Raw genomic sequence first — 19,225 nt, 5'->3', positions numbered from 1 at the left:
TCCCTGGCCTCGGCTAGGACCGGAGGATGTCGGCGCGGGCTGCTTCGTACTCGGCATCAGTAACCTGGCCCCGTGCCCGCAGGTCGTCCAGCTCAGCAAGGCGTTGTTCCTTGCCCGACGGCTGGCGAGGAGCGGCCGCTGCGGTTGTGTGCGAACGCTTCGATACGGCTTTGACGATAAGGACGATCGCGACGACAAGTGCCGCGATCATGACCAGAGCGATGAGAACGAGGATGTGCCATCCCTGAATCTGCATACTTCCCCCATATGTGAGTAGAGACGGGTGAGCTTTTCACCCTGAATCATCTTCAAAATACATGCCTGCGCGCCGATTCGCCGCAGCTACTGCCTGCGGCGCCTCAGGATGCCCGTAGCCGCGTGATGACCTCGTAATCGGCGCCGTGGGCTGCCCGGTCCTCATCGGAGGGCAGGTGCCCGAGGGCCTGGAAGTATGCGGCGACCGTGTAGACGGCCAGGGTGGTCTTCCCGGTGACCACTTTGCGTGCGGTGCGGGCGTCGTGGCCGACCTTCTCCCCCAGCTGCTCGTAGTTGAGGCCTGAGTCCTCGAAGTCGGCTGCCAGCTTGGCGCGTGCTGTGCCGTCCAGGAGTGCCTGGTGGGCTGCGTGGTAGTGGACGTCCCGGTCCGACCACATGTCCTGTACGGGGGCTGCGTCGTCGAGGCCAGTCAAGGCCGGCCCGTCGTAGCCGTATTCGGAGAGGTCGTTGCCGTCGGTGAAGATGAGCTTGGCCGGCACGTCGGCGTGGATGACCGGCCAGTCGTCGGCGGTGTCTTCCTGGATGGCGTGCTCGCGCGCGTACGCCTCGGAGAGGGTCACCCAGTCGCCCGCGTTGATGGCCCCGATGCCCGAGGGCAGGGCCCGGTAAATCCTGACGGTGGCGTCCGGGTTGCCGCGGGCTGCCCGCAGCTGCCGCAGCGTCTCCTCATCGGCTTCACCGTGATACTCGGGGTGGTCGTAGACGTCGTCGCCGAACGAGTCAGCGAGCCGGTCCAGCTAGCTGCTGTAGGCGTCGTTGCTGGGCGCCTGATGGAACACCCGGTAATCGCTCACGGGATCCATGCTAGCCCCGCAGAGCGCCACAGGAGCCTCCGGATGGGAGGTACTGGCGAACTTGCCCGCCGACGGGAATCCCAGGCGGCTGGCGGTCTTTGTGAACCGTTAGGAGATGCTCGTCATGACGTCCAGCCAACGCCCATCTTGACCCCGAGGAGACATTCGGTGAAGGGGCGCAGATGCGCGCTAAAAGTACACGTCTTTTGCAACGCGCCGCATCATGCGCACTGTTGGCATGCACACTGCACATTCCGGGCAAGCCCGAATTCAGAGCGATGAGCATGTCGAGACTCTCAGCTTCCCGGACCTCACCTACGATGAGGCGATCAGGGCGCATCCGAAGTGCCTCCTTCACGAGGCGTCGCAGCGGTATCTCGCCGTGTCCCTCAAGGTTGGGCTGCCTGCACTGCAACCCCACGACATCACGCAAGGGAAACTGAAGCTCGAAGATTTCCTCGACAGTCACGACCCGCTCGCGTGAACCGATACTTGCTCCAAGGCAATTGAGCAGTGTGGTCTTGCCTGCCTGCGTCGCGCCGGAAACGAGTATATTCAGGCCGCTTGCCACGGCGGCGTTGAGGAACTTGGCGGCCTGCGGCGTCAGTGACCCCAGCTCGACCAGATGCTCAAGGCGCGTGGCGCGAGAGATGAACTTTCGGATGTTGACTGCCCAGTGGCGTCGGGTGACGTCCGGTATCACGACGTGCAGCCTGGATCCGTCCGGCAGGGAGGCGTCGACGAATGGCGAAGAGAGGTCCAGCCTGCGACCGGACGATTTGAGCATCTTCTCGACGAGGTCGCGGACCTGCTGCTCGGTAAGAGTCAGCGAGGTGAGTTCAGATTCTCCTGCGCGCGCGACGTAAATTTCCGAGGGAGAGTTGATCCAGATTTCTTCAATGGCTGGATCGTCGAGCAGCGGCTGTAGCGCGCCGTAGCCGGCCACAGCGTCGAAAACATGGCGCCTGGCCTGCTCCAGATGCCCAAGCGGAGGCAGCGGACCGACAAGCGAGCGTTCGTCGTAGTCATTGACTGCCGCTTCGACAAGCCGCCGCACCTCCGGACCCTGCAAGGACGGGTCAAGACCACGACGACGGATAAGTTCTCTTACCTCATCCTCAACAATGCGCACTGCATCCATAGTTTTCCCCAAGGATTCGGCATGCAGGGAGGAGACGCACGCCGGAGACTGTCAGACTGGTAATGCACGATCAAAGGTTTGTTTCCCTGCCTCAAAGCGTAGGCCACGGCGAAACAACTTACCTAGCCCGATGAAGCGACCTGTGGACAACCATGCTTCAAGTCGTCACATCTGTCCCTCTGGTCACATAAGTAACACGCAGGTACCCTTTCCTGGGAAACGCCCGGCCCCTGCCGGGGCTTGCACTATCTGGAGATTTCCCTTGATAGCTTCCCGCGCCCCGAAAACATTCGCACTCTCCTCGCTGGTCACTCTTGGCCTCCTCGCCGGGATGGCGCCAGCGGTCGGAACTGAAACGCCGACGACGATGCCCACGGCTCCGGCGGAAGTCGCCACCGCTTCCCCGCCGGCGGCTCCAGCGAGCGAACCCGCAGATTCCGTCGGAGAACCGGCACCATCGCCGGCAGCCTCGCCTTCGCAGTCATCAGTAGCACCAGAGGCGCCCGCTGCTCTTGATTACCGAAACAACTCCGACCTGCTCGCGGACCTCATAGGAGAACATGGGGCAAGCATGGGACAGGGCATCGAGCGTCTGGAAGTGACGGGAGATGCGCAAAAGCCGGTACCCGGGGAGGATGCTTCTCCGCTCAGCAACGGTGCTGGCTCAACCGATTCAGTCGAAGGCGCAGCAATGGCGCCCCTTGCAACCAACTACTGGCAACCGTCGTCGGGCGTCCTTGGTGTCGACGTCAGCAGCCACCAGGGCTACGTGGACTGGGACGGCGCATGGAACTACGGCTCACGTTGGGCCTATGTGAAGGCGACAGAAGCGCTTGTCTACAAGAACCCTGAGTTCGGTCACCAGTACAACGGTTCCGGCGACCGCGGAATGCTCCGCGGTGCCTATCACTTCGCCATTCCGAACGTCTCGAGCGGTGCCGCCCAGGCGAATTATTTTGTGGCAAATGGCGGTGGCTGGAGCGCGGACGGGAAAACCCTGCCTCCGCTCCTGGACGTTGAATACAACCCTTACCCCTCGCTGGGGAACACCTGTTACGACATGAGCGCGTCGCAGATGGTCACATGGATCCGGGACTTCTCAAATCGAATGGTGACCCTCACCGGCCGCAAGCCGATGATTTATACAACTACCGACTGGTGGAACCGGTGCACAGGCAGCAGTACGGCCTTCTCGGACCATGCGCTTCACGTGGCCTCCTACAATAACTACGGCGCAGGCACTTTGCCCGCCAGCTGGGATTTTTACAGCGTCTGGCAGTACACGAGCGAGGGACCGGTTGTCGGCGACTGGAATCAGTGGAACGGATCCTTCACCAGCCTCCAGGCTTTCGCGCGAGGCGGCAGTGCTCCCACAGCCGTATCACCCAAGCCGTCGGTGCGGGCGCTAGCGGATATGGTGGCAATCGATTCGTCCGGGCGGTTGTGGAACTACCCGGCCAACGGCAAGGGTGACTTCGGCACACGATTCCAGATTGGGCAGGGATGGGGCAGCGCCAAGTCCATCAATCCCGTGGACTGGAACGCCGACGGCACGATCGACCTGCTTGCCCAGTGGAACAACGGAACCCTTACCTACTACCCCGGGAGGCCCGCAGGCGGTTTCAGCTCGCCCGTGCTCATCGGCTCATCCGGATGGCAGAATATCGATATTGCCGTCGGGCCATGGATCAAAGGTAGAGGGGTGATGATAGTCGGCACCCGGGCCGATGGTGCTCTTTTCTACTGGTCCCACGCTTCTAATCACCGCCTCGGCAGTGCAGTAAGAATCGGATCAGGGTTTTACGACATGCCTATCGTCATGGCTGACCAAAACCTCGACGGCCGCATGGATCTCCTCTCGCGAAACAGCAACAACGACCTCCTGCGATATACGGGCAGCGGTACCGGAACCATCGTCGGCGGATCGCGAACAACCATCGGACGCAACTGGGGCGGCATCAACGCCATCAATGCCGTCGACGGTTTCGACGGCAGCTCAAGTCGGGGCATCATCGGACGCAACTCCGGCGGAACACTGACCTATTATCCGTTCACCAGAAGCGGCTTTGGTGTTGCTTCCACTGTTGGGACGGGCTGGACCAGCTACATCGTTTCTGGCACACCCTTCTGAGCGAACATGCGATACGACGATGGTCGGGCCCTTGAGGGAGCACGGCCATCATTGCACTCAGCAGAATCAACGGTCGTTTTGCTCGGAGGGAAATTCCCACGGCCGCTCGGCTTCATCGATGGCAATACGCCGCGCGAGTCGGGTGATGCTCATCTCCGTGTGTCGAAAGCGCTGGTAGGTAGTGGCCATAAAGACAAGAAACGAGACGACTAGACCATATAGCACAAGGTCGGTGCCTCGGCCGATGCCAAACCAGGAGGCTACTGTCGTCATCATCGAGGGAAAGAAAACCGAAAGCGCGGCGGCGAGTCCAAAGGCGATCAGAAGGATACGCCGAATGGCTAGGTGTCGAGCATTGCTGCCGCCTCTCATCAACACCAGGGCGGAAACAACAACTGCCAGCACCAAGACAAGCTGCACGAAAATGATCATGTACTACCTCAGGAATAGTTCGGCAAGGATGTTAACCGAGTTCAGTAGCGACTGACCCTTGGATTTCGAGTAATCGGTGTAGATAATCTCCACCGGATGCTCCACCCATCGGGGCTGAAGCTCCGCGATCCGGTGCACTATCTCTGACGCGTGAGCCATTCGATTCTGGGTCAGATGCACGCTTTGCACAAAATCCCGTCCCAGAACCCTCAATCCGTTATGGGCATCTGTCAGATCCAATCCAGTCGCCATGCGTGACTGAATTGCAGCTGTCCGAAGCACAAGGCGCTTCATCTTGGAAACCTTCGTGCGCTCGTCCAGGAACCGTGATCCGAGAACAACGTCGGCCTCGCCGCTGCGAATGCGTTCCAGCATAGCCTCCGCGTCCGCTTTGCGGTGTTGCCCATCGGCGTCAAAAGTAACGACAGCGTCCATACCGGGATCCTGCAACGCGAACTCAAAACCGGTTTGCAATGCTGCGCCCTGACCGAGGTTGATGGGATGTTGCACCACAACCGCTCCGGCTCGCCGCGCCACGTCTTGCGACCCGTCCGAGCTCCCGTCATCTACGCAAACAACGTACGGGAAATTCGCCCGAAGATCTCGCACTACTTCCCCGACAACAGTGGCTTCGTTGAACATTGGGATGACGATCCAAGCATTACTCACGTGGTTCAGTATCCCATAGCGGATACGCGCCGCCTTGTGGTGGTCTCCTCCGGGAGCATGTTTACCGGTGATATGCTCGATGGTTGGTTGCCTCACCTGCCTCCAACCAACGTTCGCCACCCCCGAAAGTCCCTGATGTCCTGGTACCAGATTGTGCCCACCCTCATGTGCGCGTTGGCGCTGGTGATCGTACCCGGGGGCCTTCTGGCATTCGCCGCGGGGGCACGCAACTACTACGTCGTGGGCTTGGCCGCTCCTCTCTCTATCTCCCTTATTGCGCTGTCCGCCATAGTGGCCGAACCTTTGTCCATCGATTTCGGGGCGTTTCCGGTTGTCGCCGTCACTGCCGTTTCCTGTATTGCGGCTGCATTGCTGAGGTTTGCCCTTCGCAAGCCAGTGGCTCCTCCAAGGGAACGAGGCAAGTGGCCACGCAGTCAGTGGTTGGTCATCCTCGCCGCGATTGCACTGGCCGGATTGTTGATCGGAGTTAATTTCGTTCAGATCATTGAGCGGCCCGACAACTTCTCCCAGACCTACGACAATATCTTCCATATGAACGCCGTCCAATACATCTCGGACACAGGCAATGGCACCTCGCTTACCCTGGGAACCCTGGGAACGGGTCCGGACATCTTTTACCCTGCGGCTTGGCACAACTTTGTTGCACTGATCCACATCATCACCGGCGCTGGTATTCCTGTTGCTATCACCGCTGCGTCGTTGACCATCGGCGCGTTGATCTGGCCGACTTCCTGCCTCTTCCTTGCGGCCGTCGTCTTCGGACCCAGACCGCTAACGCTGCTTGGCACCGCCGTCATCTCAGCGGGATTCAGTTCATTCCCGTACTTGATGATCGGCTTCGGTGTGCTCTATCCGTATCTTCTGGCGCTGGCGACACTGCCTGTGGCCATGGCATTGCTGAGCGAGCTTTTCCGCATCGGCACTAGAAGAGCGCCGCTCGATCCGCGAGTCTCAAGCCTCTTGTTCGCTGCCGTTATTCCTGGCATAGGCCTTGCCCACCCCAGTGTGCTCCTTTTCGTGCTGCTCGTCGCCCTCTCCCTGACTCCGCTGCCGTTCATACGCCGGATGCTTGGTCCCGTCACTGGCCGGCAGCGGATCACCACTACAGCCGTCATGCTGGTTGTTCTGGCAGCGGCTGGTACCGTCGTCGTGCTGATCTGGAACATTGCGCGGCCCTCGCGCGGAAACTCATTCTGGCCGCCTTTCCAAACGGAGGCACAGGCGATCGGGGAAATCATCAGCCTCGCTCCAATGGGAGCGCCGACAAACTGGCTGATGCTTGTCCTGGTTCTTGTCGGAATCTACTCCGCATTCCGCCATCGTCTGCAGCGGTGGACGCTCATCCCACTACTCCTCGGATCATTCCTGTACATCGTCGTGACTTCGTTTCCGAACGGTGATACGCGTTACTTCATCACGGGTGTCTGGTACAACGATTCCTATCGGTTGGCAGCACTGTTGCCGATTGCGCTCTTGCCGGTGATGATTGCGGGTTGGCGAACCATCAGTGCGGCATTTGAACGTCGGGCCTTACGCACCACCCCGTCGTCCGTCAGCGGGACTTCGTCCCTACTCGGCGTCAACGTCATAGCCGTCACGATTCTTGTCGCGGTCAGCCAGGGAGAACCAGTGAGCCATGCCGTCAGATCGGCTGCAGCGAACTATGGAATTTCCGAAGGATCGCGGCTTCTGTCGGCGGATGAGGCCGAGCTACTGGAGCGGGTCCCCCGGCTCGTGCCGGAATCAGCGACAGTGCTCGGCAATCCCTACACAGGGGCGTCCCTCGTCTACGCCCTCAGCGACAGGTCCACACCGGTACCTCACGTGGGCAATGGCCAGAATCCGCGGGCACAGATCCTCGTCAATCACCTTGACGAAATGCTGACAAATCCATCGGTATGCCCAGTGGTTGAGGAAATCGGCCCGGTGTACGTGCTTGGCTTCGGAGGCGGAGAGATTCACGGCGGGGACCACGCATTCCCTGGAACGGATGAGATGTCGTCCGCGACTGGGTTTGACCTCATAGCACAGGAGGGCGAGGCTCGCCTCTGGGAAGCAGTTGGCTGCTCAACTCCTGCAGGCTAAGCAGTCGAACCCTCGATCAAGGCTTCGTAAAGTTCGAGAAGGAACTCAACTCCCCGTCCTGCGTCGTGCACTGCGGCTATGTAATCCCTACCTCGCTGGGCCGCAGAAGCGCCTTGGGGATCCGCGATAGCCAACAGCACGCCTTCAACAATCTCGTCGGATGTCGTTCCGGAGAGGCGGATCAAATCCGGATAGAACGACGACGATGCACCGCCCAGAAGTGGCACGCCGATTGCCAACGCCTCCAGCTCACTCGCCGAGAGGATAGGCGCAAGCTGACCCACCACTACCGAAGCCGACGCCAGCCAGCTCCGGTAGCTGTCATAGTCCATTCTGGGAACGAGTGTCACACCGGCCGCCTGGGCGCTTGCGACGTCGCTCCCCCAGTTCAGTCCTAGAATCTCGGCGTCCGGCGCAGCCTTCCGCAATGCATGCGCGACCGCGATTTGCTGCTCGGCGCCCTTGACCGGATCCCAACGAGACGCGAAGACAACCCGACCCGGAGTCGGCGACCACACGGGTGCTTCATTCAGGCGAACTGTGACGGGCATATAGATCCCTCGGTTGGTGAGCCGTTCCACATGCTCGCGAAGGTCAGGAGTGGAGTAAATAACGGCGTCAGCGCGTTCCACTCCGTATCGAATAGTGCGTTCCCAACGCGGGAGGTACTGATTTGTGCGGATGTCTGTGCCGTGGAGATGAAGAACCCACGGGCCACGAACCCACCGGGTGTGCAGTGCAAGCTGCCCGGTGTGAATATGGACGACATCTGCGCGCATGCTGCGTAGCGCCAGGCCGGCGTCCCATAGATGACGACGGCTCATTCGGGCTAGCCGCCCGACTGTTCCGCTCCACTCGCGCTGGTAATACCAAGGAATGCCGGATCGGGTCCATGGAAGCCCTGCCTCCCGAGCAGCGGCTACAAGACTGGAAGAGACGTTTGCAGCATCATGTACGTGGAGGGCCCGGATCTGTTGCGCCATCTGCTTTATAGTCCCAGAAGGACGCGTACCGAGTCCGCCCAAGGACGGGACATACTCTCGGAGCTGAGCTGACGCGCGGCGGCATGAGAGGCCGCTTTCTTCTTTGCAACGTGGGCCGCCGTCATGCCGCCCAGTGTCTCTGCTGCGGCTTCGGCGCTGAAATCGCGCGTAATCCAGCCGACCCCGTACTCCCGCACAACGGCTTCCATCTCCGGTGACGGGCCGATCAGAACTGCGAGCCTGGCCTGGATGAATTCGAAGAGCTTGTTGGGCAGCGCATGACGGAGATTGAACGTGCTCGGAGGGCAAAGGAAGATGCCCACATCATAACCTCGCAGCATCGGTACAATCTCTGCGTAGGACACAGGCGGCAGCAATCTGACCGCGCTCCCCGGCACCGAGGCGGCTCGCTCCGCCAATTCCTGGATGTACGTCTCATCCCCTGGTACAACGACGAGGTCGAGCGTTACGGATCCTTGCTGCCGGGCATTTGCTACAGCGACGGCATCGATCATGACCTCAATCTTACGAGCTCGGCCAGCTACCCCGGTGTGAACCAATCGGAGCGGGTGACCAACCGGGGTCGGTTCAATCTCTGCTCGGTACGCAGCGGCGTTAGCAACGACGGATGGCCGGGGAATTTTGTAATCCTGGGCATAAGCGTCGGCAATCCCGGGAGCGACAGTAGAAACAGAATCTACATGCTTGAGGTGGCGGCATGCCCAGTCCATCAACGGCCCAACCAGCAACCGCCATTGCAGCTTGTCTTCGCCCTGCCGAGGAGCAAACTCATGAAGGTCGGCGTGCACTCCGAGCCGCGGTCTTAGTTCCAGCGCGAGCGGCACGGCGATGGCATCGTTGGCTACGATGACATCCACTGTGCCGGGTTGGATCTTCTCAAGTACGAGTCGTACGCGCGCAGACTTGAAGTAGAGCCGGCTGTGGGCTCGGGCGCCAAGCAGCAGTGCCACCGCCTTGAAATCCGGGCGCCAAGGTTTCAGGCTGTCAGGAATACGGATGTGTTCGACAACGCCCTCAGGGGAACCGCCGTAACCGCAGGACACCACGTCGCCCAATTCGCCGAGCACCATGATCTGGCGCAGCACTCTAGGGTCCCGGTGGATTGGAGAGAACGAGAGCACAAGAATTCTTGGCGGTCTTCCAACCTCCGGTAGGGCATCTTTCACTCCTGCGGGCTGTCCTTCCATCATGAGAGTCCCGCCAGCGCCGCCTGACGCGCGAAATCGGGAACCTTCGCAACCACTTCATCGAACCGGCCCTGCGCTGCAAGCCGGCCCTCGGCAAAGAAGAACACGATATCGCTATTGCGTATCGTCGAAAGCCTGTGGGCGACCGTAATCGTTGTCACTTCTCCCTCCAGCTCGGCAATCGCCCCCATCACCGCTGACTCGGTGGCCGTGTCTAGGGCGCTGGTCGCTTCGTCCAGGACCAGCACCGACGCATCCACGTATAAGCCCCGTGCAATGCCCAGTCTTTGCCGCTGGCCTCCTGAGAGGGACATTCCGCGTTCGCCTACCGTACCCAGAATTCCATCGGGACGGGATTCAACCGTCTCCAGCAGCTGTGCTCGTTCCAACGCGTATCGTGCACGGTCCAGGTCGACGCCGTCCGGATCCCAGGTCAACGCGACGTTCTGTGCGATGGAAGCATCGAAGAGACTCACCTCCTGGGGAACATATCCCACTCGCGCACGCCAGGCATTGAGTACATGCTGCATCGGCACGCCCCCCACACGGATCTCACCGGAGTTTGGTGTCAACAGGCCAAGGAAGAGGTCGACCAGCGTAGATTTGCCCGCTCCTGAGGATCCGACCACGGCTACTCGCGATCCTGCCGGAATTGTGAGGGATACTTCCTCCAACGCCGGCTTGTCGGAACCGGGATATGTGAAGCTGACCAGGTCGAGCGTGATTTCTGCCAGCCCTGCGGGCATTGCAGCTGAGTCGGGTCCCGATGTATCTCCCGCGCGCTTCTCTGCCTCGTGAATGTCTTCGAGAACTTGTTCGGCGAAAGGTGTGCCAGAGTGAACCGCCGAGAGAATTGACTGGAAACGCGTGAGAGAAGGAATGATTCGGAATCCCGCAACCCCAAACAACGCGATGGACCCGAGTGCATTGGTAACGGGATCGACACCGGTTGGGCTGGTCAAGATACCGACGCCTCCGACCAGGAGAAACCCTGCAATGAGCGCGGATTCAAGAACGAACCGGGGCACCTGACCGAGAAATACGGCGAGCGCCCTTGCCTTCGAGGAATGTACTCGGTTGGCATGAACAGCACGTTCAATATCCTCGGTAGTGCCCTTCAAAGTTATCTCCTTGAGGGCACCCATCGCTTCAGTAAGCAGCCGAACAGTTTTGAAGGAGAACTGCCGGTTACGGCGACCGTTCGCGACTGCCCTGCGTGAGATGCCTCTCGACAGGAATAGGGCGATCAGCCCGAGGTAGATGATGGCGGTGACTGCTGTGATCCAATTGGCCACTAACAGGACGACGATTACGGCGAGCACTGAGACGACCTCGCCGGCAAGGCCCATCGAGGGCATCAGGACTCCCGACACGGTGATCGAGACGCCTGAATCCACTGACCTCACCAGCTCCGCAGAATTCCGCTTGAGTCGGTCTACCCACGGCGCGCGCATATATGCTGCGAGTAATCGGTCGCCGATCGCAACCTCATGCGAGGCGAAGCGAGAAGTGGCGAACCGGAGCAGAGCGATATTCAGTCCGCTCTTGAGGATGATGAGTAGACAAAACACCACGAGAACGCCGATGTATTGGCTCACCTCGGCTACTTCTCCCAGTGGACCAAGCCGAACCGGCCGTCCGGAAATTATTCCAGACATCACAATGGCCAACAGGCTCAGGGCAACAACGTCGATCAGCGACAGTAGTGAGGAGAGGACCGCGTACTTAATCAGGAACTTGCGTGCGGATGCAGGAAGCACGCCCAATAGACGCCTGTTGATCGCGATCAGTGATTTCATGTTCTCCGCAGAATATCGCAGTTCGCCGGGAGAACCGGGTGAACGGCGACGGATGCGTAGCCTCCTTACGGGCCGTTTGGGTCTTCCTCGGCACCTCTGCGCTAACGATAGGCTTGGGATCATGGCCAACCGCATCCTGTGCATTTCCTTCTCGGACATCAGTTCGGATTCCAGGGTTAAGCGGCAGTTGCGGATTCTTGCAGATTACGGCGAGGTTACCACCGTCAGCTACGGCACCAGACCTGACGGTTCCACAGAGCATCTTGAAATTGACGAGTCCCTGGCGTCGCTGCCGCAAACCGTAGGCGGCGTCCTTCGGCTTGCAACCGGACGCTTTCCGGTCGATAGCCTCGAGGCCCCCGCGGTGCGACAGGCCTACGCCCTGCTCAAAGACGCAGGACGCTTCGACCTGGTAGTGGCTAACGAGGCGCGTGCGCTGCCTTTGGCGCACCGTGTTGCCCGGGGTACGCCCGTGTGGGGTGACATGCACGAATGGGCGCCAGAGGAACGGGCACATGTACCTATATGGCGCTTGCTGGTTAAGCCCTACATGACGGAGGTCTGTGACCGGTTCCTGCCGCTGACTGCGGCTGTGACGGCGGTCAATTCCTCCATTGCCGCTCTGTACGAGGAACGCTTCGGCTGCAATGTCATGGTGGTGCGCAATGCAGGCCCTCGACAGGAACTTGTGCCGTCTGAGACGAACTCCCATCAGATCCGCCTCGTGCACAGCGGCGCAGCAATTCCCGGCAGAAACCTTGAATGCATGATCGACGCGGTTCATCTCCTGGACGAACGATTCACCCTCGACCTCTATTTGGTCGGGGCTCGCGACGGCGGGCGGTACCTTCGCATGCTCCGCCGGAGGGCCAAGGGTTCAGAAAGGATAACGTTCCACGCTCCGGTACGACCGGACAGTTTGCCGAAAGTGCTCAACGCCTACGATGTTGGAGTATTTTCGCTTCCGCCGCGAACGAAGAATCATGAGTTGATGCTGCCCAACAAGTTCTTTGATTATGTCCAGGCACGCATTGCGATCGTTTTCAGTCCAGCTGTCGAAACATCAAGTCTTATTGAGCAATATTCATTGGGAGTAGTTGCGGCCTCCCACACAACGCGAGCTCTCATGGAAGCCCTGAGCACACTTACGATTGACCAGGTGCGGGCCTTCAAGGCGAGCGCCCATGCAGCGGCCGAGGCCCTGAGTAACCAGCGGGATGAGCAGGTATGTCGGCGCATAGTTGAAGCGCTCATCGCTGGCGGGCAGCCCCGCCAGCCCTAGCGCCGCAGTTCGGCCACTGCCCTATCAACGGCCCCATCAAAGGAAATCTGCCCGTGATCAAGGATGACGCCCCGTTCGCAGATTTGGGCGACTAAGTCCAGATCGTGGCTAACCACGACCAATGTCTTGCCTGCAGCTGCGAGCTCCTTGATTTTCGCAATACATTTCTTCTGGAACGGCTCGTCACCAACAGCCAGAATTTCGTCAACCAGAAATACTTCCGGGTTGGTGTGGACAGCAACCGAGAACGCGAGTCGTAGGTACATACCCGAAGAATAGAACTTCACTTCGGTATCGATGAACTGCCCGATCTCGGAGAACTCGACGATGGAATCAAAGCGGTCCCGAATTTGGGCTTCAGACATCCCCAGGATTGCTCCGTTGAGAAAAACGTTGTCCCGCCCGCTCAAGTCAGGGTGAAATCCGGCTCCCACCTCGATTAGCCCCGCGACGCGGCCGCGCGTTCGCACTTTCCCCGAATCCGGCAGCATCACACCGGAAATGTGCTTCAGGAGCGTGCTCTTTCCGGAACCGTTCAGGCCAAGCAGGGCCACCGCCTCACCCTGGGAGATGACGAGGTTGATCTCCTTCAAAGCATGGAATTTCTCAGACAGGTCCCCTTTCCGGCCCTTCATCAGCCAGACGAAGGCTTCCTTGATGGACCTGGTATGCCTCAAAACGAATTGTTTCGACACGCCCTCGACTTCAATTGCTGTACTCACTTATAGCTCCTGAGCGAAGCGCCCCTCAAGGCGGCGGAATGTGTACTGGCCTAGCAGGATCACGAGCACCGCTATTGCGGCTGCCACCGGTGCCCAAATGCTGAATAGGTTTGGGGGGACCAGAGTGGCGGGGTCGGTTGCTGCGCCTGTCGTCGGTTTCCAGAACGCGAAGTGGAACAGTTCGACCGCAACGGTCAGGGGGTTGAGCTGATAGAGCGTCAGGAAGCTCGCTCCGAGGGTATCGCGAACCATCGTCCACGAGTAGAGGACCGGCGACGCCCACGTCGCGATCATGAGAAGCATGTCGACGAAGTTCTCCGAGTCCCGGAAATACACGTTGGCTGCCCCGAAGAACAGGCCCAGGCCGGTCGCCAGTAGCGCAACTATCCCGAACGCGGCTATTGCGGCGCCAAGCTCGAGTATTCCCGGTGACCAACCGGTCCATAGGCAAGCAACCAGGAGCACGACCAGTTGCGGCACGAAGTGCACAGCAGAAACCCAAACCGAAGCTACAGGGAACAGTTCCCGCGGAAGGTAGATCTTTTTGATCAGGCCACCGTTACCGACGATGGAACGCGACGCGTTGCCCAGCGCTTCAGTGAAGAAATTAATGAGCACTATTCCAGAAAAGAGGTAGATGGGATAGTTCTCCGTGTTGCGGTTCATCCCGAGAAAGACTCCGAGCGCGAACCAGAAGACGACGAACTGGACGCCAGGTTTGACGTACGACCAGAGCAGTCCCAGAACCGAGCCGCGGTAGCGGACCTTCAGTTCCTTTCCGACCAGCAGTTTCAGGAGGAAACGTGACCGGAGAACGTCCTTCAGACCGCGCCCCAGCCCTGGCGTCGTCAGCTCGGCACTCAATCTTGCGAACTCTTCCGAGAATGGGCCTCGAAAGTACTCTTCCATGCCTCGAAAGAAGTTATGTCGGCCAACTCCTTCCGATACAGGGCCCGTAACCGAGGCCACTCCCTCAGGATTTCGGCGTTGAGCCGAGCGGCTTCCGCCAGCAGCGCCCGCAACTTACGGGGATCACGCTGATACCAAGACGCGCCCGTACCCTCCGCATTCGAGACCACGGCGCTATCGTACTGCGACATCCGCCACCATTTGTTGTCCTGATGCGCAATGAACGCCTGCGGGCGCTGTTTACTGGACGAATCGACGGGCTTGCTCAACTGGCGCGCGATGGTCTTGGCAGCCCACGGTACTAGCTGGAGATAGGACGGAGCCCTGAATCCCATGCCGTGGCGTGGAGGCTTGTTCATCTTGGGGCCAGGGAAGGCGTCTGGATCGTTTTTGAACTGGGAATCAGGAAACTCACTTGCCATGGCCCTGATCTGCGGCAGCTTGGCAGGAAGGATTGAATGTAGCTGGCCAGGCCCCTTCAGCACATCACGCAGGGCCATGACTCGGCCCATTGCTGTGTAGTACTGCATGGAGATTAGATGCTTGATGTCCATGTATCCCGACTCGCGGATCACCCGTCCACCACGCTCGTACGGACTGTGAATCAGTGCCGCAATGATGCGGTTCCTCGTATGGAAATATGCTTGCCAACCCACCAAGTCGTCCTTATCAATCCAGGAAACATGCCATACTGCGGACCCTGGCATTGAAACTGTCGGGTAGCCGGCGGCTTTTGCGCGCAACCCATACTCGGCGTCATCCCACTTTATAAAGATAGGCAGCGACAAACCTATATCCCGGATAACTGCCGTGGGGATTAGAGCCATCCACCAGCCGTTATAGTCAACGTCAACCCTGCGGTGCAGCCATGGTGTCTGGCGGAGGTTCGAGCGGACAAAATCATGTCCGAGGGTCTGATCGGCCAGTGGCTGGTCCGGTTGAAAGCGCCAAGGGTTTACTATCTCGCCGAACGTATGTAGGACAGTACGGTTATAAAGATCAAACATATGACCGCCCACGATAGTTGGGCTCTTGCATCGGTCAGCAAACGTCAGTAGCCGGGAAATGCTTTCTGGCTCGACGACGATGTCATCGTCGAGAAGAAGTGCATAGTCACTACCATTCTCCACGGCCTCGTACATGCCTCGCGCGAACCCGCCGGAACCGCCGAGGTTGTCTTGGTCGATGATGCGCAGCTTTCCCTGCAACGCTTCGTTCACCTCATCGAAGCCCGGCTCGTCGGCAACCTTCTGGGTACCCTGATCCACAACCAAGATTTCCTTGAGGTGCTTAAGGTTTTCCGGATGGTTTGCGAGGATCTGCAGATTATTCAGGCAGAAGTCCGGCTTGTTCAGCGTGGTTATCTCCAGCGTGATGCTGCCCGCACGCCGCTCCTCCCCCTGGGCCTGCCACTGGGCGGACTCAAGGACGAAGTCTTCAGCGCCGGCAACCAGGTCAAACCAGTACCAACCGCCGTCTCCAAAAGGCTTCAAAGAGAGGTCGAAGTTGGTGGTTGCGGACTCCGAAACCCGGCTGGTCTCCACGTGCTGCAGCGAGCCTCGCGCGTTCGACTTATACACACTGATGCTGCCGCCGCCGACCGTGGAGACGGACAACCTTATATTCTGAACAGAAGTCCATTTGCGCCAGTAACTGGCGGGAAAGGCATTGAAGTAACTGCCGAACGAAAGACGCTCGCCACGGCGAATGAGGGTCGAATGCCGGGAGCGGAAGTCTTCAGCGTGAATTTGCTTCGCACTGCTGAAGCTACCCGAGGATGAGCGGTCCGTTCCAGCGCTACCGTCCATTGTATTCAGCTGCACGCTGAGCGCGCTGCCGGTGTCGATGTAGAGCGCGGCAGTGTCCAAGTTGCTCTCGCTCGGCAGAATGACTCGCTGCAGGACTTCCCAGCGTCCACTGTCTGCTGTGCTATCCAGCGATGCCGTCGTCGCCGTTGTACTCATACGTCTACCCCTCCGCTTTCAAGTCGCGTTCCGCCGTCAAAATGGGGCTTGATCTTGTTATCGAACATGGACAGGGCGGACCCGATGGCCATGTGCATGTCGAGATACTTGTAGGTACCCAGACGCCCACCGAACAACACCATGTCTTCCCCTTTCGCCAGATCCCTGTAGGCGATCAGCTTGGCTCGATCGTCCTCAGTATTGATCGGATAATAGGGTTCGTCGCCCTTGTCGGCGAAACGCGAGAATTCCCGCATGATGACAGTTTGTTCCGTTTGATATTCGCGTTCAGGGTGGAAGTGGCGCGGCTCGATGATGCGGGTATAAGGGACGTCGTCGTCGTTGTAGTTCACCACGGACGTACCCTGGAAGTCGCCGACGTCGAGCACTTCTTCCTCGAAGTCGATGGTACGCCAGGAAAGGTCGCCCTCGGAGTAATCAAAATAGCGGTCGACGGCGCCGGTGTAGACAACCGGCACCCTGCCAACTACTTTCTCCTTGGAGTATTCGTGGGACTCGTCGAAGAAATCGGTATTCAAGCGGACCTCGATATTTGGATGCTCCGCCATCTTCTGGATCCAGGCGGTATAGCCGCCTGTCGGAAGGCCCTCGTACTTGTCGTTGAAGTACCTATTGTCGTAGTTGTACCGAACGGGGAGCCGAGAAATGATCTCCGCTGGCAGATTTTTGGGATCAGTCTGCCACTGCTTTCCCGTGTAGTGCTTGATGAAGGCCTCGTAGAGCGGCCGACCAATGAGCTGGATGCCCTTGTCATTGAGGTTCTGAGGATCAGTGCCGGCGAGTTCACCCGACTGCTCCTGGATTAGCTCCTGTGCCTGACGCGGAGTCAGATTGGCGCGGAAGAACTGATTGATCGTGGCGAGGTTGATCGGGAGGGAATAAACCTCGCCTTTGTGGACACCGTAGACCTTATGCACATAGTCAGTGAACGTAGTGAACCGGTTGACGTACTCCCACACCCGCTCATTGGAGGTGTGGAAAAGGTGGGCGCCGTAGCGGTGAACCTCGATTCCGGTCTGTTGCTCCTTTTCGCTGTAGGCGTTACCACCGATATGGTGGCGGCGATCCAGTACAACCACCTTGAGCCCCAATTCCTGGGCTGCCCGCTCAGCGATCGTCAGGCCGAAAAAGCCCGAACCTACGACGACGAGGTCAACGTTCACGAAGTCTCCTGTGTTGATGTAAAAGGGGCCACAGATACGAACCCCCGCGGGGACTAGGTTACCTGACTCAGCACTACCGCCTGATCCTGGCGCAGCTGTTGGCTCGATAAGATTCAGGGTATGGCCTACACCAATCCGGGCGCGTGAGAGTGCGTAGCAGCGTTAGAGCAGCCCTTTTCCCATCTCCTGTCCTCGCGCATAATTCCACCCAGCTTGGCAGCGCTTTCGGACTGACTGTTGCTGGAGTGTTCGTGCAAGGCCTCACCCGATTGGCCTATAGCATCCTCGTAGGGCGCATTCTGGGCCCGGCAGCGCTCGGCGAGCTGGCGTCGGTACTGGCCCTCTCCTCCTTCCTCGTTTTGTTCTGGCCATCTGCTGGTGGAAATGCTGCAGGCAAATTTATTGCCATGGCAAGAGGCGAAGGCGACCTCAATTCCGCCCGCTCCACGCAGCGGTTCGTTGCTGTCTCATCCGCGATCGGCGGCGCGATCCTCGCCGTTGTTGCATCCCTCGTCGTGAGCTTCCAATTTGGGGCGGGATGGTTCGCAGGCCTTATGGCGGGCGCGCTGACCCTGAGCCTGGCTGGATATAACTTCTCCAGGGGGCTGCGCGTTGGCTATGGCCACTTCCGGACCACCGCGCTCTGGGACATCATTGCTTCCACGGTCAGCCTAACGCTGCTGACCGGGGTGCTGGTCGCCGGGTGGTCCGCGCTCCTTTTGGCTCCTCTCATCACTGGATACGCCATATTTGCCATTACAGCGTGGCCGTTCGGCAGTGTGGGGCGCCTCGATTCTGTACGGCGCAAAGAGATTCTTCGGTTCACCGCCTGGTCGTCCCTGAACATCATGGCGGCAGGTGGTCTCTTGCAGCTGTCCATCGTGCTCGCACGTCAGTGGGCTAGCACCGCTGAGCTGGGTTTCTACGGTGCCGCGGTGCAACTGGCAACACCAGCCTCCATGCTCTCCAGCGCAATGCTCACGGCAATGGGGCCAACACTCGTGACCCGCTACGCTTCGGGCGATCTCACGGGCATGCGGCAAGAGCTGGCAAGGATCATGAACATCACCGTGGCCTTCTTCATGCCGCTGTTTGCCATTGGTGTCTTCTGGGCGCAAGCCGTGATGTTTGTCGTCTTTGGGCCGGACTTCGCGGCTGGCGCGGTCTATCTGGGTCTACTGTTCATTGCTGTTTCGGCAACGAGCTTCAACGCTGCCAACGCCAGACTGAACGGTACTGAAGCTCGCGGTATCCGCGAACTGGCCGCGGTCAATGTTGTTTCCCTGGTCCTTGGCCTGGCAATCATGGCGTGGCTTGGGCCGATTCTAGGTGCCTTCGGATCTGCTGTGGGCTATATGACCGGCGCGTTGGTCAGCAGCGTTGTTCCGTTCCTCATCGTCTGGAGGCGAGACTCCATGCCATGGTTTCCCGTGTTGGGACGCCTCCTGACGGCCTACGTACTCATGGCGGGAGCGCTCTTCGGCCAAAAGCTCACCGACGGTTCGCAGTGGTGGAATGTCGCCTGTACCGTCGCCTTCATATTGATCTGGTCCCTCATCAACCGGGCTTCCTTCTCCAGCGGACTGCGATGGGCTAAGACGTTCCTTCATCGGCGCCGTTGAACC

Annotated in this window: 16 protein-coding genes; 4 read left to right on the top strand and 12 right to left on the bottom strand. The window is 59.3% G+C overall.

Annotated elements, in window-relative coordinates:
• Nucleotides 1-13: 13 nt before the first annotated feature.
• The 3 genes from ccmI to ASH00_RS14725 all read right to left on the bottom strand — a co-directional run bounded on the left by ccmI (nucleotide 14) and on the right by ASH00_RS14725 (nucleotide 2,211).
• Complete coding sequence (gene ccmI, locus ASH00_RS14735; RefSeq protein ID WP_056549791.1) at nucleotides 14-256, bottom strand: c-type cytochrome biogenesis protein CcmI; 243 nt, start codon at nucleotides 254-256, stop codon at nucleotides 14-16.
• A gap of 103 nt (nucleotides 257-359) precedes the next feature.
• Nucleotides 360-836, bottom strand: a complete 477-nt coding sequence (locus tag ASH00_RS16905) for a hypothetical protein (protein ID WP_056549789.1) — start codon at nucleotides 834-836, stop codon at nucleotides 360-362.
• Nucleotides 837-1,080: 244 nt separating this feature from the next.
• Nucleotides 1,081-2,211, bottom strand: a complete 1,131-nt coding sequence (locus ASH00_RS14725; RefSeq protein WP_235563335.1) for a CpaF family protein — start codon at nucleotides 2,209-2,211, stop codon at nucleotides 1,081-1,083.
• 262 nt (nucleotides 2,212-2,473) lie between these two features.
• Here ASH00_RS14725 and ASH00_RS14720 point away from each other — a divergent pair, with 262 nt between their 5' ends.
• Nucleotides 2,474-4,342 carry a GH25 family lysozyme gene (locus ASH00_RS14720; protein WP_200954830.1) on the top strand — a complete coding sequence of 623 codons (1,869 nt, stop codon included), beginning with the start codon at nucleotides 2,474-2,476 and terminating at the stop codon, nucleotides 4,340-4,342.
• 66 nt (nucleotides 4,343-4,408) lie between these two features.
• Here the strand turns inward: ASH00_RS14720 and ASH00_RS14715 are convergent, their stop codons facing one another.
• Together ASH00_RS14715 and ASH00_RS14710 are read right to left on the bottom strand one after the other, a co-directional pair.
• The gene (locus ASH00_RS14715) at nucleotides 4,409-4,774 is read right to left on the bottom strand and encodes a DUF2304 domain-containing protein (protein WP_056549785.1); all 366 of its coding nucleotides are present in this window, start codon (nucleotides 4,772-4,774) and stop codon (nucleotides 4,409-4,411) included.
• 3 nt (nucleotides 4,775-4,777) lie between these two features.
• Nucleotides 4,778-5,416 (bottom strand): glycosyltransferase family 2 protein, encoded by a 639-nt coding sequence (locus ASH00_RS14710; RefSeq protein WP_056549950.1) that lies wholly within the window; start codon nucleotides 5,414-5,416, stop codon nucleotides 4,778-4,780.
• 162 nt (nucleotides 5,417-5,578) lie between these two features.
• On the opposite strand from ASH00_RS14710, the gene ASH00_RS14705 reads away from it, so the two are divergent.
• Complete coding sequence (locus ASH00_RS14705; protein WP_157359162.1) at nucleotides 5,579-7,549, top strand: DUF6541 family protein; 1,971 nt, start codon at nucleotides 5,579-5,581, stop codon at nucleotides 7,547-7,549.
• Here ASH00_RS14705 and ASH00_RS16515 read toward each other — a convergent pair.
• From ASH00_RS16515 to ASH00_RS14690, 3 genes are all read right to left on the bottom strand, one after another.
• A complete protein-coding gene (locus ASH00_RS16515) occupies nucleotides 7,546-8,373 on the bottom strand; it encodes a glycosyltransferase (RefSeq protein ID WP_327019705.1) in 828 nt (275 codons plus the stop codon). The two genes, ASH00_RS14705 and ASH00_RS16515, sit on opposite strands and share 4 nt — an antisense overlap.
• Nucleotides 8,374-8,537: 164 nt before the next feature.
• Nucleotides 8,538-9,638, bottom strand: coding sequence for a hypothetical protein (locus ASH00_RS14695; RefSeq protein ID WP_056549778.1), 1,101 nt, complete (start codon nucleotides 9,636-9,638; stop codon nucleotides 8,538-8,540).
• A gap of 101 nt (nucleotides 9,639-9,739) precedes the next feature.
• Entirely contained in the window at nucleotides 9,740-11,539 is a 1,800-nt protein-coding gene (locus ASH00_RS14690) for an ABC transporter ATP-binding protein (protein ID WP_056549776.1), read from the bottom strand.
• Between the two features lie 121 nt (nucleotides 11,540-11,660).
• On the opposite strand from ASH00_RS14690, the gene ASH00_RS14685 reads away from it, so the two are divergent.
• Entirely contained in the window at nucleotides 11,661-12,821 is a 1,161-nt protein-coding gene (locus ASH00_RS14685; protein ID WP_056549775.1) for a glycosyltransferase, read from the top strand.
• Here ASH00_RS14685 and ASH00_RS14680 read toward each other — a convergent pair.
• Genes ASH00_RS14680 through glf form a run of 4 tightly spaced genes read right to left on the bottom strand, consistent with a single transcriptional unit; the run spans nucleotide 12,818 to nucleotide 17,600 of the window.
• Nucleotides 12,818-13,543: an ABC transporter ATP-binding protein gene (locus tag ASH00_RS14680; protein ID WP_056549773.1), complete on the bottom strand. Its 726-nt coding sequence runs from the start codon at nucleotides 13,541-13,543 to the stop codon at nucleotides 12,818-12,820. The genes ASH00_RS14685 and ASH00_RS14680 overlap by 4 nt on opposite strands.
• On the bottom strand, nucleotides 13,544-14,452 hold the full coding sequence (locus ASH00_RS14675) for an ABC transporter permease (RefSeq protein WP_056549771.1): 909 nt from the start codon (nucleotides 14,450-14,452) through the stop codon (nucleotides 13,544-13,546).
• Nucleotides 14,404-16,416, bottom strand: a complete 2,013-nt coding sequence (locus ASH00_RS14670; protein ID WP_056549769.1) for a glycosyltransferase — start codon at nucleotides 16,414-16,416, stop codon at nucleotides 14,404-14,406. Before ASH00_RS14670 ends, ASH00_RS14675 begins: the two co-directional genes overlap by 49 nt.
• The gene (gene glf / locus ASH00_RS14665; protein ID WP_056549767.1) at nucleotides 16,413-17,600 is read right to left on the bottom strand and encodes a UDP-galactopyranose mutase; all 1,188 of its coding nucleotides are present in this window, start codon (nucleotides 17,598-17,600) and stop codon (nucleotides 16,413-16,415) included. The genes ASH00_RS14670 and glf overlap by 4 nt, the downstream gene beginning before the upstream one ends.
• 269 nt (nucleotides 17,601-17,869) lie before the next feature.
• Here glf and ASH00_RS14660 point away from each other — a divergent pair, with 269 nt between their 5' ends.
• Nucleotides 17,870-19,222 (top strand): lipopolysaccharide biosynthesis protein, encoded by a 1,353-nt coding sequence (locus tag ASH00_RS14660; RefSeq protein ID WP_157359161.1) that lies wholly within the window; start codon nucleotides 17,870-17,872, stop codon nucleotides 19,220-19,222.
• Nucleotides 19,223-19,225 lie beyond the last annotated feature (3 nt).

The organism is Arthrobacter sp. Soil782 (genome assembly GCF_001428435.1).
GTDB lineage: Bacteria > Actinomycetota > Actinomycetes > Actinomycetales > Micrococcaceae > Arthrobacter_D > Arthrobacter_D parietis.
This window is presented reverse-complemented; position numbering and strand designations above follow the sequence as displayed.

Coding starts and splice junctions, on each gene's coding strand:
- ASH00_RS14710 (WP_056549950.1), bottom strand. CDS start 5,416: ATGTTCAACGAAGCCACTGTTGTCGGGGAAGTAGTGCGAGATCTTCGG.
- ASH00_RS14705 (WP_157359162.1), top strand. CDS start 5,579: ATGTCCTGGTACCAGATTGTGCCCACCCTCATGTGCGCGTTGGCGCTG.
- ASH00_RS14675 (WP_056549771.1), bottom strand. CDS start 14,452: ATGGAAGAGTACTTTCGAGGCCCATTCTCGGAAGAGTTCGCAAGATTG.
- ASH00_RS16515 (WP_327019705.1), bottom strand. CDS start 8,373: ATGAGCCGTCGTCATCTATGGGACGCCGGCCTGGCGCTACGCAGCATG.
- ccmI (WP_056549791.1), bottom strand. CDS start 256: ATGCAGATTCAGGGATGGCACATCCTCGTTCTCATCGCTCTGGTCATG.
- ASH00_RS14715 (WP_056549785.1), bottom strand. CDS start 4,774: ATGATCATTTTCGTGCAGCTTGTCTTGGTGCTGGCAGTTGTTGTTTCC.
- ASH00_RS14725 (WP_235563335.1), bottom strand. CDS start 2,211: ATGGATGCAGTGCGCATTGTTGAGGATGAGGTAAGAGAACTTATCCGT.
- ASH00_RS14685 (WP_056549775.1), top strand. CDS start 11,661: ATGGCCAACCGCATCCTGTGCATTTCCTTCTCGGACATCAGTTCGGAT.
- ASH00_RS14670 (WP_056549769.1), bottom strand. CDS start 16,416: ATGAGTACAACGGCGACGACGGCATCGCTGGATAGCACAGCAGACAGT.
- ASH00_RS14690 (WP_056549776.1), bottom strand. CDS start 11,539: ATGAAATCACTGATCGCGATCAACAGGCGTCTATTGGGCGTGCTTCCT.